General features: G+C 35.2%; 11 protein-coding genes. 6 read left to right on the top strand and 5 right to left on the bottom strand.

Features of this window, described 5'->3' with window-relative positions:
- From J7K39_02905 to trxA (J7K39_02895), 3 genes are all read right to left on the bottom strand, one after another.
- Positions 1-188, bottom strand: a 188-nt coding sequence (locus J7K39_02905; GenBank protein ID MCD6178831.1) for a WbqC family protein, incomplete at its 3' end; no start/stop codon positions are given.
- 80 nt (positions 189-268) lie between these two features.
- A complete protein-coding gene (gene trxA / locus J7K39_02900; GenBank protein MCD6178830.1) occupies positions 269-619 on the bottom strand; it encodes a thioredoxin in 351 nt (116 codons plus the stop codon).
- Between the two features lie 44 nt (positions 620-663).
- Positions 664-1,179 carry a thioredoxin gene (gene trxA, locus J7K39_02895; GenBank protein ID MCD6178829.1) on the bottom strand — a complete coding sequence of 172 codons (516 nt, stop codon included), beginning with the start codon at positions 1,177-1,179 and terminating at the stop codon, positions 664-666.
- A 190-nt stretch (positions 1,180-1,369) separates the two neighbouring features.
- Between trxA (J7K39_02895) and J7K39_02890 the strand changes: the two genes are divergently transcribed.
- Positions 1,370-1,792 carry a transposase gene (locus tag J7K39_02890; GenBank protein MCD6178828.1) on the top strand — a complete coding sequence of 141 codons (423 nt, stop codon included), beginning with the start codon at positions 1,370-1,372 and terminating at the stop codon, positions 1,790-1,792.
- A 115-nt stretch (positions 1,793-1,907) separates the two neighbouring features.
- Here the strand turns inward: J7K39_02890 and menA are convergent, their stop codons facing one another.
- Entirely contained in the window at positions 1,908-2,813 is a 906-nt protein-coding gene (gene menA, locus J7K39_02885; GenBank protein MCD6178827.1) for a 1,4-dihydroxy-2-naphthoate octaprenyltransferase, read from the bottom strand.
- Positions 2,814-2,815: 2 nt separating this feature from the next.
- On the bottom strand, positions 2,816-3,640 hold the full coding sequence (gene menB, locus J7K39_02880) for a 1,4-dihydroxy-2-naphthoyl-CoA synthase (protein ID MCD6178826.1): 825 nt from the start codon (positions 3,638-3,640) through the stop codon (positions 2,816-2,818).
- Positions 3,641-3,747: 107 nt separating this feature from the next.
- On the opposite strand from menB, the gene J7K39_02875 reads away from it, so the two are divergent.
- The 5 genes from J7K39_02875 to J7K39_02855 all read left to right on the top strand — a co-directional run.
- Complete coding sequence (locus J7K39_02875) at positions 3,748-4,338, top strand: DNA-3-methyladenine glycosylase I (protein MCD6178825.1); 591 nt, start codon at positions 3,748-3,750, stop codon at positions 4,336-4,338.
- Between the two features lie 4 nt (positions 4,339-4,342).
- Complete coding sequence (locus J7K39_02870) at positions 4,343-5,320, top strand: hypothetical protein (protein ID MCD6178824.1); 978 nt, start codon at positions 4,343-4,345, stop codon at positions 5,318-5,320.
- Between the two features lie 4 nt (positions 5,321-5,324).
- Positions 5,325-6,881, top strand: coding sequence for a glycerol-3-phosphate dehydrogenase/oxidase (locus tag J7K39_02865; protein MCD6178823.1), 1,557 nt, complete (start codon positions 5,325-5,327; stop codon positions 6,879-6,881).
- Positions 6,882-7,409: 528 nt separating this feature from the next.
- Positions 7,410-11,978, top strand: a complete 4,569-nt coding sequence (locus J7K39_02860) for a T9SS type A sorting domain-containing protein (protein MCD6178822.1) — start codon at positions 7,410-7,412, stop codon at positions 11,976-11,978.
- Between the two features lie 185 nt (positions 11,979-12,163).
- Positions 12,164-12,711, top strand: a 548-nt coding sequence (locus J7K39_02855; GenBank protein ID MCD6178821.1) for a hypothetical protein, incomplete at its 3' end; no start/stop codon positions are given.

Below are 12,711 nucleotides of genomic sequence, written 5' to 3'. Positions count from 1 at the left end.
GTTTTGGCACCATTTGGTTTGATAACAGGAACCGTTAAAGACTGCAAACCATTAGCCGATAAAATCACACATCTATTCCGAAACGTTTGTTTGGGAAAAGTCTCAAATTGCTCTACACTTATCTCTTGATTTTTAAGCAACCAAGCATAGTGAAGTATTGGCGGAAAATAGGCTGTTGACAATAACATAATTCTAAAACGTCAAAAATAAGCATAAAAAAAGCACAACCCTAAGGTCATGCTTCGCTAATTTCTCTCCAAAAACTAGCTTATTTCAATAAAACGTCATTGATTGCAGAAATCAAAGTTTCTTTAGGCAATGCACCTTGAGCCATTTGTGGTTGACCATCCTTTGGGCAAAACAATAAAGAAGGGATACTTTTGATTCCAAAAGCACCGGCTAACTCCTGCTGATCCTCGGTATCAATCTTATAAATATTGATTTTGCCTTCATATGTTCCTGCTAGTTCTTCCAAAATTGGAGCAACCATTTTACAAGGCTGACACCAATCGGCGTAAAAATCAATTAAACAGGGTAACTCGCCTTCGAATTTCCAATCTTTGTTTTGCTCGTAATTAAATACTTTTGCTAAAAACGTTTCTTTTGTTAAATGTTCCATTCTATTCTAATTATTAACTTATTTTTATTCTATTTTAAATATTATTATTTCTCATTTTTTTTATTCCCCAATACAAACTCTTCTATAATTTGTTTGTACTGCTCTTCTTGCATTGCTCCCGGCTGCATAGCAGGCTTGCCATTCTTTGGAATAAACATTACAGAAGGGATCGAGCGTATACCAAAAACCGAACTCAATTCACGATTAGCATCGGTATCTACTTTATAAATTATCACTCTACCATTGTATTCTTTTGCCAACTTATCCATTATAGGGGCAACACGCTTACAAGGGCCACACCAATCAGCGTAAAAATCAATTACTGCAGGAAGTTCACCTTCGTAAACCCACTCCTGAGGATTAATATTGTAATTCCAAACTAAAGACTTAAAACTATCCTCAGTTAAATAAACTACAGCACCTTCAGTAGTATTTTCGTTAGCAGTAGCTATCTTACCCTCATTTTCAGACCTTAACGATTTCTCAGCTGCATTTGAATCGCAGGATGAAAAACCTAAACTCAATAAAAATGCAAGTAAAAATATTCCTGTTTTCCTCATTCTAAATTTTGTATAATTATCATTAAAGCGAGCAAAAGTAATAAATATTTTTAAATCGCTTTAATATCACTCTCATAGTCAATATTTATGCCAAAAGTATTTTATCTTTGCATACGACACATTGTCATAAAGTATTTTATCATTTTTTTAACTTTTGACAGACAGTCATCATAATATAATACAACATATTTTGAAAAAACTATTTGAAAATATTGATATTAAGGAATTTGAAACACAATTTTCGAGTGATGATGATTGTCTGAAGTTTTTAGTTGAAGAAAAATGGAAGAATGGCTTTGTTTGTCGGAAATGCGGACATACCAACTACTGCGTTGGATCAACACCTTATTCTCGTCGCTGTACAAAATGTAAAAGTCAAGAATCAGCTACGGCTCATACAATATTTCATAGGTGCAAGATTCCTATTCACGAAGCTTTTAAAATCACTTATTTAGTTTGCTCTCTACCCAATATTTCCAGTCACGAAATCTCACGACAAATTGATATACGTCAAATGACCTGCTGGAGTTTTAAAAAGAAAATTAGCCAGTGCATCGATGAACGTGGAGACCTAAGTGTAGTTCAGAAAGCAGAGATTAAAGAGAAGATTTGATGAACTTCGGCACACTTCGACTTCGCACAGCGTGAAAGCTCAGTTTGAAATGTACTGATTTGATGCTGTGCTAATTGTCTTCACTATTTAACAATCACCCACTCAACTACTTAACTTAAAACAATAAACAACTTCCAAAAAGCAGAACAAATAATAAAGTTTTCAAGGCTAATTTTTTCAAAAAAGGATCGAGTAATCTCAAATCTTTTATTCTATATATTTTTACAAGATCAATTGCAAATAGAGGGAGAACTGGAATAATCCACAATAAAGAATAATAAGATCGAAGATTTATCAAATTAAAAAGCAAAGCAGCCAACAAAGCTGAGGCAATCAGAAAAATATGATATTTCTTTGCTCCCATAATCCCTAAACGAACAGCAATCGTAATTTTACCCGAGTTCTGATCATTTTCAATATCTCTTAAGTTATTCAAATTAAGCACGCCTGTACTCAGAAAACCTAAACTAGCAGCCAGAAGGAAAATATCCCATCGTAGCATTTGTGTATTGAGGAAATAAGTTCCTAAAACAGCTAGCAAACCAAAGAAGATAAAGACAAACAAATCGCCTAAACCCGAGTAGCCATATGATTTTTTCCCAACGGTATATAAAATAGCAGCAGCAATAGCAGAAAGTCCCAAAACCAAAAACAAGAGACCTACTCTCCTATCTAAGCCAAGCGTTCCGTAGTAAATCAATACAATACCACTAACTAAAGATAAACCAGCAAAAAGAATAATTGCAGAGCGCATTGCCGATGTAGAGATTTTTCCACTTTGTACGGTTCTTTCTGGACCTATTCTATGTTCGCTATCTGTTCCTTTTTGGGCATCGCCATAATCGTTGGCCAGATTGGATAAGATTTGCAAAAAGATAGTCGTTACACCAGCCAAAATACTCACCTCCCATTTAAAGCCACCAAAAAAAGCAGCTAAAAAAGCACCCATAGCAATACTAGACAATGCTAGCGCTAATGTTCTTAAACGAAATGCTTGAATCCAGTCCTTCAAAAGCTTAATTATTAAGGGAATTTTGGGTATTTATGAAAATCAGGTTCACGCTTTTCTAAAAAAGCATGCTTTCCTTCTTGTGCTTCGTCGGTTAGATAATAAAGTAAAGTAGCATTTCCTGCAAATTCCTGAATTCCAGCTTGACCATCCAGTTCGGCATTCATCCCTAACTTAATCATACGCAAAGCCATAGGACTTCGTTTATGCATGGTCTGACACCAATCCACAACCTCATCTTCCAATTTATCAAGAGGAACAACTTTATTCACCATGCCCATATCCATAGCTTCTTGAGCCGTATACTGTTTATTTAAAAACCAGATCTCGCGTGCTTTCTTTTGTCCAACAATAGCAGCCAAATAAGAAGATCCAAAACCAGCATCGAAACTACCAACTTTAGGTCCTGTTTGACCAAATATAGCATTCTCAGAAGCAATAGTTAAATCACAAACAATATGCAAAACATGGCCTCCACCAATCGCAAATCCATTTACCATTGCAATTACAGGCTTTGGCATGGAGCGAATTTTTTTCTGAACTTCTAAAACATTCAAACGAGGAATACCATCTTTTCCAATGTATCCACCTTTTCCTTTTACATTCTGATCACCACCAGCACAAAAAGCTTTATCGCCTTCACCCGTTAAAACAATGGTGAGAACATCTTGATTTTCTTTGCAAATTTCCATTGCCACAGCCATTTCCGTAGTCGTCGTTGGTGTAAAAGCATTATAATACCGCGGACGATTGATTGTTAATTTGGCAATTCCTTCCCAATATTCTAGTTTTATTTCTTCAAAATCGTGTAGACTAACCCAGTTTCTCTTTTCAGACATAATTATTTTCTGTTTATGCAACAAAAATAATCATTTCTTAAGCAAAGCCGTACAAAAAGCATTTTTTATAGAAGCAAAATTCTTATATTTGGAAGAAATATTAATAAATGACAATTGAGGGACACAAAAACCGTTGCGATTGGGCTGGAGATGATCCCCTTTACCAGAAATACCACGATGAGGAATGGGGAGTTCCGGTTTACGACGATGCTATCTTATTTGAATCTCTAATTCTGGAAACTTTTCAAGCAGGACTAAGTTGGATTACTATTTTGCGGAAAAGAGAGAATTTCCGAAAAGCATTTGATCATTTTAACTATAAAAAAATTGCAAAATACACCGCGAACAAAGAAAGTAAACTTCTTCAAAATGCAGGAATAATCAGAAATAAACTAAAAATAAAAGCAGCAATTAACAATGCTCAAGCATTTATGAAAGTTCAAGAAGAATTTGGCTCATTTAGTAAATATTTGTGGGCATTTGTAGACGGGAAACCCATTCAGAATACATTCAAAACTATGAGTGAGATCCCTGCCAATACACCTCTGTCTGATACCATCAGTAAAGATTTAAAAAAGCGAGGATTTAAATTTGTAGGCTCCACAGTTATTTATGCCCATATGCAAGCTTGCGGAATGGTAAATGATCATTTAACGACTTGCTTTAAATACAAAGAAATACTAAAAAGAACTAATTAATAGTATGTCAAAAATAATCATCGGCATCCACGGACTAGGAAACAAACCGCAAAAAAATCTTCTTGAAAAATGGTGGATATCTGCTATTGAAGAAGGTTTTAAATTAGCAGGAATTAAAGCTCCAAAATTCAAGTTGGAGTTGGTTTACTGGGCAGATTTAATTTATGAGCAGCCCGAAAGTCTTGAGATTATCGATAAAAAAGACCCCTATTTTCTTGAAGAACCTTATACCCTATCTCCGCATCCAAAGGCACCTGAGAAAGACCAAAGCTTTCGTAAAAAAATGCTGCAATTTATTGAAAGTCAGTTAGAAAAAGTCTTCCTAAACGATGACTTAAGCTTGAATTACAAGGGAGTTAACGATATCATTATGCATCGCTATTTTAAGGAATTGGATATGTACTATAGCAATACCGGGAAACAAAAAACTTTAAAAGCGAATACACGTCGGCGTTTAGTTAATATGCTTGAAAAATACAAGTTCGATGATATTTTGCTGATCGGGCATTCTATGGGAAGTATTATTGCCTACGATGTATTGCAATTTGAGCTCAAAAGACAAAAAATTCACACTTTTGTTACTATGGGGTCTCCCTTAGGATTACCACTTATCCGTGCTAATATAGCTAAAGAAATGAAAAAAAATTATGAAAAGTTCACACCAACAACGCCCGATTGTATATCTAGAACTTGGCTCAATTTTGCCGACTTAGAAGATAAAGTGGCTCTTAATTTTGATTTAAGTAATGATTTTGCTCCAAACTCAAAAGGAATATTTCCCATTGACTTTGAGATTATTAACGACTATGAAAGTCGTGGAGTTAAGAATCCTCATAAATCTTTTGGTTATTTAAGGAATCCCGAATTTATTCAACAACTCAATTTATTCCTAAAAGAAAAAACGCCTTTCAGTTTTAAGAAATGGTTAAAATCGCTTCAGAAAATAAGACACCAAATCAAATATAAAAAGACAAAAAATTAGCGCAATGAACAGAGAAAAAATGATTAAACAGCTTTCGAGCGAGAAAAAATGGGATTTTATCATTATTGGTGGCGGAGCTACTGGTTTAGGAACAGCTGTTGAAGCTGCTTCACGTGGTTTGAAAACGCTTCTTTTAGAACAAGCCGATTTTGGTCAAGGCACTTCCAGCCGAAGCACCAAACTTATTCACGGTGGTGTGCGTTACTTACAACAAGGAAATATCTCCTTGGTTCTTGAAGCACTTAAAGAACGAGGAATATTACGCCGAAATGCGCCTCATCTGGTTCACGATTTACCTTTTGTAGTTCCAAATTACGATTGGTGGGAAGGTCCATTTTATGGTATTGGAATGAAAATTTACGATATGATGGCCGGCAAAGAAACTTTTGGGCCTTCAAAAATGTTATCTTTCGAGGAGACCATCGCCCGTATCCCCACTATTGAGCGAGAAGGATTACGAGGAGGTGTAATCTATCACGATGGTCAGTTTGATGATGCTCGGCTATTGATAAATCTAGCACAAACTGCTGAAGAGCAAGGCGCCTGTATTCTCAATCATTTTAAAGTTACAGACCTAATTAAAACCAATGATTTGATAAGTGGCGTTGAAGTAAACGATCAAGAAACTGGCGACTGCTATACCCTAAAAGCCAAAGCCGTAATAAATGCCACAGGTGTATTTTCTGATAGCATTAGAAAAATGAGTGATTCAGCATGCAAGCCCATAATTAGTGGCAGTCAAGGAGTGCATATTGTTTTAGACAAATCTTTCCTTCCTGGTGAAACGGGAATTATGGTTCCTCATACCGATGATGGACGTGTTATTTTTGCTATTCCTTGGCATAACCGATTGGTTGTTGGAACAACGGATACACCAGTAAATAACTTCGATCTAGAACCTGTGGCGCTTGAGGAAGAAATTGAATTCCTCTTGACACATACTGCACGCTATCTTATAAAAAATCCTAAACGTAAAGATGTATTAAGTGTATTTGCAGGTTTACGACCTTTGGTAACTTCTGGCGATGACGAAAGTACTGCCGCTATCTCACGCGAGCACAGTATTTTAATTTCCCGAAGTGGCTTAGTAACCATTGCAGGAGGAAAATGGACTACTTATAGAAAAATGGCAGAAGACACTGTTGATCAAGCAGCAATTATTGCTCAAGTTCATCCCAAAAAATCGAGAACAACTAAACTTTCTATTCACGGAGCACAGCCTCGTGACTCTAAAGATCATTTAAAAGAAAACTTCGGTTCTGACGCAAAAAAAATAAAAGCTTTTTTAAAAGAAAAACCAGAGTATCAAGAAAAAATTCACCCTGACTTTCCCTATGTTGTTGGTGAAATTATTTGGACTGTCCGAGAAGAAATGGCTTTGAAAGTAGAAGACATTTTATCGCGAAGAACACGCTGGCTTTTACTTGATGCCAAAGCAAGTATGGATGCTGCTCCAAAAGTGGCTAAAATTATGGCAGCTGAACTAAAAAGAGATAAAGCTTGGGTAACAAATGAAGTGCAAAAATTTAAGGCACTAGCAAAGAATTATTTGTTAGAATAGACCTACGCTCGGCTTAATTTGTAATTAAGTCGAATACCACCGAAAAGCGAAGTCATTCCAAACGTTTTCCCTTTCGAGCGATAGCGAGAAATCTCCCTTTGTTGAAACAGATTTCCCTGCTAACTCTGCTACGTTTCATCGTTTGTTAATTAATAGCTGCTATCTAGTCAAGGCTTCACTTGGAGTGTAACCCTGACCTACGCTCGGCTTAATTTGTAATTAAGTCGCATAATGCAAATACCATAAAAACGAAGTCATTCCGAACGTTTTCCCCTTTCGAGTGATAGCGAGAAATCTCCATATACTAGTTTAAGATTTCTCCTCCACTTCGTTTTGTCGAAAGGGGCTTTTTTTTGCAAAAAAAACTCTTCTTAACATTACAATTTTCAATCAAAAGCACACACTTACGTATTCATAGCTAACGGTATCTTATTCTAAGAATCTATTTTAGTGATTTGCCGTAATAAAATACAACCAAGAAGGATTCAACATTACTAGCTTGCATTGCAGGCAAAAAAAATTGACAAAATGAAAATGAGATATCCTTCAATAGTAATTATCATAGTTCTAAATCTAGTGCTGACTTTATCACCAGCCATAGCCCAGAATACATTTCATATCTCGGTAGATCAAACTTACGTTTTACCAGAAAACTTCGAACCAAGAGTCGTTGGCGGAGATACCATAAAAATCAGTTCCGACAGAATCAAAACTTTACAATTTAAAGGTTTTGAAGGAAACGAAGAGAATCCAATCATATTCATTAACGACGGTGGACAAGTACGCATTAACACCGAAGACTGGGGCGCACTTCGTTTTGTTAATTGCAAATACATCAAGCTCACGGGAACTGGCGATGCAAATACGCATTATGGTTTCAAATTACAAGGCAGAACCAGTGGTTTAAGCTTTGAGCAATTGAGCAGCGATTGTGAAGTAGAATTTGTTGAAATAGAAGGATTGGCAAATACATTCTTCGGCATAAGTGCAAAAAAAGATTTTAGTGGCAACCCACAAGATGTTTATCCTGTATTTAACAACTTAAGCATCCACGATACATATATTCACGATGTAGCTGAAGCCATGTATATTGGTGAAACTACTGCTCCAGGAATGGAATTTCGTCATTTGCGCATATATAATAATGTAGTTGTAAATACGCAGCGCGAATCGGTTCAAATTGCAAATGCTATTGATGATATTGAAATCTATAATAACTTCTTCTTGAATACAGGCATTCAGAATATGCCAACGCAAAACAATAATCTGCAAATCGGGATCAATACCGTGGGGAAAGTTTATAATAACATTATACTACAATCAACAGGTTACGGAGTAATTATTTTAGGAAACGGAGATATCACATTGGAAAATAATTTCATTCAAGATTCAAAAGGAATATTTATCGACGATAGATTTGAACCTTTACCTTTTTCCTCCATTAATGTTGTGGATAATTACATTAGCGATATTAACAGTACTGAAATTATTAAAAATCTGAATGAACACAATGACCTTTATATAGCGAATAACTTTTATAGCCCAGACTCAACTTTCTTTAAAAATTCTGTTATTTCAACACATAATATTATAGTAGAAAATAATATGGCAACTACAATTGCCGATTTTCAATATACACTTGTGGGCGGAATCTTTCAGAATTCTCTAGAAAATCCGATCGCATATCAAACAATGGGACCAGTTTCAGGTTTGTCTCATATTTACGACAATACACCTGTTTTAGATTCTATCGATAATGTTTTGATTCTTTATTCTGAAAGCACAAGCTTAAATTTAGCGGCTTCCGTTTCTGATTTTGATCAAATGCATTTTGAAGCACAGAATACACCTGATTTTATTCAACTAATCGAAACGGGGAATGGTACGGCGCAATTGAATATCAATCCAACACTAGAAAATATTGGTGTTTATAGAATTGGAATCCTTGTTTACGATGAGAGTCATCACGCATATGATCGTCAAACTGTTGTTATAGCCATTAAAGATCCAGCCAATCAAAACCCGGTTTTAAGTTTTGAAACTAGCTCCAGCATAGAAGCAACTTCCAAGTCACTCATTGAAGTTACAGCATTTGATTTAGATAACGATAGTATTTTATATACGATTAATTCCGATCTCTCTTTTGCCAAGATTAAACACGAAGGCAATCAGGTATTTTTAGATTTACAACCCAAAATTCAAGACCAAGGCGTTTATCAAATAGAAGTTATTGCTGATGATTGTTATGGTGAGCCAACAACACGCTATTTAACTTTAACTATTGCTCCAGCAACACTTACAGATGGTCGTTTACTTTACCGTGTAAACTTTGGCGGACCAGAAATTGAAGATACGCTAATGAATTGGCAATCGGATATTGAGATTGAAGCTGAATATGGAACACAACACTTTTTAAGAACCGGAAGTTGGTTTTTTAAAGGAACTAATACTACTTCTGCTCCTGCTGCCCTATTTGGACCTTACCGTTACGATGGTGCCGAAGGTATAGAAATGCAATTCGAATTTCCATTGCCTACACCTGGTGTTTATAATGTAAAATTATTCTTTGCCGAACGTCAAAAAGAAGTAGATGAAAATACTTCTCCAAGATTTAATGTTATCCTTGAAGAGGATAAAATTCTCAACAATTTCAATATTTTCGAAAATGCAGGAATGGAAGCTTATGAATTGGCTTATGAGGTAGCTGTTATCGACGGTAATTTAAATCTAGATTTTGAACAGATTGAAAATAAAGATAAAATCAACGGCATCGAAATTAGTTATAAATCTGTTGTTCAGGTCAATCAAAAGCCTCAAATACAAACAGCAGAGACAATTACAATCAACGAGAATGACATTATGGACTTCCCCATTTACATTCTCGACGATGCTTTTGAAGGTTGTAATTCCTTAAGCTTATCTTCTATCAACCTACCTAGTTTTGCTAGCATTACAGAGATTACACCAAATGAATTCACTTTAACACTACAGCCTAACTTTCAAGATGCTGGCAATTATACCAATTTTGTTCTTGTAGCAACAGATGGATGTTTAAATGACAGTTTATCCGTTAATATTCAAGTAAAAAATCTAAACCGATTACCAATAATCAATCCTATCGATCCTATTCAAATTACAACAGATAATTCCATCTCCGTAGATATTATTTCTAGCGATTTAGATAATGATGCTTTAAGTCTTAGTCTTATCGATGCACCTAACTTTGTAATCCTTAGCGATAATGGAAATGGTCTCGGTCAATTAAGTGTTAATCCTAGTGTTTCAGATACAGGCAATTATTATTTTCAAGTGAAAGTAATTGACGAAAATGAAGGTTTTGCGAGTATTGATGTAAACTTCCAAGTATATGAAATACCAACTGCCGAAAGAATCGTTCTTACCAATACAATGCTTACTGATCTCGTAGATGGCTTATCGAATAAAAGTCCTCTATTTCTTGTTGATGAGCAAAATTTGGATCCATTAAATAATGAGCATCCTACAAGCTCGAGCTGGACTCCAACCAGAAGAGAAACAAGCGGAACTTTTGAAGCTATGATTGATTTAGGAGAAATATATCATATTGAAAAAGCTTTCGTACACGATATGAGAAATACAGAAGATCTTCATATCTCAATAGGAGAACCAGGAAATTGGACGGAAGTAAATGTATATACGACTTCTTTAAGAACGGTTTGGAGTGAAATTACTTTGCAAATAGAAACACAATACATTCTTCTTTCCATGTATAATACCAATCTAGCCCAAATAAATGAAGTGGCTTTATATGGTTATTCTTTAGATGAAATTCCTGATATCATTGTTAATCAAGCACCTGAGATTCAAACATTAGAATCAGTAAGAATTTCTGAAAACGAAACATTTGATCTTCCAATTACTGTAATTGATGATGCATTTGCACTTTGTAATGAACTTGAGCTTTATTTAATTAACGGAACCAACTTTATGACACTTACAGAAAATGCGGTAGGTGATTATACTTTAACGATGAATCCTAGCACAGCCGATATTGGAGATTATAGTATAGAATTATTTGCTACTGACGGTTGTTTAGAACATCACTTACCCGTTTCTGTTACCGTAACCGTATTCAATGCCGCCAATACAGCTCCAACGCTTAGCGTAGCCGATTCTGCTTCTTTAATTATAGGATATCCTATTGTAGTTGATATTAGCAGCTCTGATATTGATGGTGATGCACTTTATTTATTTTCTGTAAACGCACCCGATTTTGTTATTCTTAACGATTTTGGAAATGGTTTAGGAAATCTAGAGATAAATCCCTTAATGGAAGATGTAGGAAGCTATGATATCGAAATAATTGTTGAAGATCAATTTGGTGCAAGTACAAGTAGCTTTATAAATATTCAAGCTTATATTCCACCAACTGTTGATCGTATTGTTTTGAATAGCACTATGATAACAGATTTGGTTGATGGTGGATCAAGCTATAGTCCAAACTACCTTGTTGATGAACAAACCTTAGATCCATATTTTAATGAACATGCAAGAAGTAAAAGTTGGGTGCCATTAAGAAAAACTGCTCTTGGCGTTTATCGAGTGATGATAGACTTAGGTAAAGAACATTATATTGATCACGCCATGCTACACGATATGCGTAATACTGCGGATCTTGATATTGCTATTGGTTCTCCTGATAACTGGACAAATATTTCTACTCTTTCTACTTCAGAATTGAGAAAATGGAGAGAAGTAGATATGAAATTAACCAGTAGGTATCTGTTATTAAGTATGACTAATACCATAAATGCTCAGATAAACGAAATTGCTCTTTACGGATATATTATGAGTCCTTCAAAAAGAACAGCAGCATTTATCGAAATAGAAGAACAAGCAGATTATACGGTTTATCCAAACCCTGCAAAAGATCGCATCTTCATTAGAAATAAAACACCTGAGCAAAAACTAGAAGTATTAAACATTATGGGATCTGTAATGTTAAGTACTTATGATGCTCAAGTAGATTTATTCGATTTTCCAAACGGAGTTTATATAATTCGAGTTATTGGCGAAGAACAATTAATATTTCAAACAAAATTTATTAAAGTAGATTAAATCGTTTTTAAAACCTGATCACCACTTTTCACGTTCGTTAAACATATCTATACTTTCATAGCTTGAAAGTGAACACTCAAACATTTATCCAAACCATTCCAATAAATATTCGTAGAATTGTGTAAGCATTAAGGGTCGAATTTTGCTTGCGAGATTTTCGCATAAACATATTTAAACCAAAAAAAATGAAAAAGTTAAGCTTTTACATTGCTTTTGTATTGACCTTTATTGTCATACTTAGCAGTACAGCCGTCCAAGCTCAAAACCTATTTTACGTTGAAGCATCCACAAGCTATGTTTTACCAAGCGACTTTAGTCCAACGCCTGTTGGTGGAGATACCATTAAAATTGTATCTGGAAGAACCGAAACTTTAAAATTTAAAGGTTTTGAAGGAAACGAGAATTCTCCTATCGTCTTTATCAACGATGGAGGACAAGTGCATATCAATACCACAGTTTGGGGAGCTTTGAGTTTTGAGAACTGTAAATACATAAAACTAAGCGGAAAAGGTGATCCAAATGTACATTATGGCTTCAAATTACAAGGAGAAACTAGTGGATTAAGTTTCTTAGAATATAGCAGCGACTGCGAAGTAGAATTTGTTGAAATTGAAGGTTTACCTACCACATTCTTTGGCGTTTATGCCAAAAAAGATTTTGGAGGAAACCCTCCTATTCCCTACCCTGTTTTTAATAATTTATGCATCCACGATACCTATATTCACGATCTTGC

This window comes from Bacteroidales bacterium (genome assembly GCA_021157585.1).
GTDB lineage: Bacteria > Bacteroidota > Bacteroidia > Bacteroidales > UBA12170 > UBA12170.
This window is presented reverse-complemented; position numbering and strand designations above follow the sequence as displayed.

Excerpts from the sequence above, each read along its gene's own strand:
- trxA (MCD6178830.1), bottom strand. The coding sequence starts at position 619 with ATGGAACATTTAACAAAAGAAACGTTTTTAGCAAAAGTATTTAATTAC.
- trxA (MCD6178829.1), bottom strand. The coding sequence starts at position 1,179 with ATGAGGAAAACAGGAATATTTTTACTTGCATTTTTATTGAGTTTAGGT.
- menB (MCD6178826.1), bottom strand. The coding sequence starts at position 3,640 with ATGTCTGAAAAGAGAAACTGGGTTAGTCTACACGATTTTGAAGAAATA.
- J7K39_02875 (MCD6178825.1), top strand. The coding sequence starts at position 3,748 with ATGACAATTGAGGGACACAAAAACCGTTGCGATTGGGCTGGAGATGAT.
- J7K39_02870 (MCD6178824.1), top strand. The coding sequence starts at position 4,343 with ATGTCAAAAATAATCATCGGCATCCACGGACTAGGAAACAAACCGCAA.
- J7K39_02865 (MCD6178823.1), top strand. The coding sequence starts at position 5,325 with ATGAACAGAGAAAAAATGATTAAACAGCTTTCGAGCGAGAAAAAATGG.
- J7K39_02860 (MCD6178822.1), top strand. The coding sequence starts at position 7,410 with ATGAAAATGAGATATCCTTCAATAGTAATTATCATAGTTCTAAATCTA.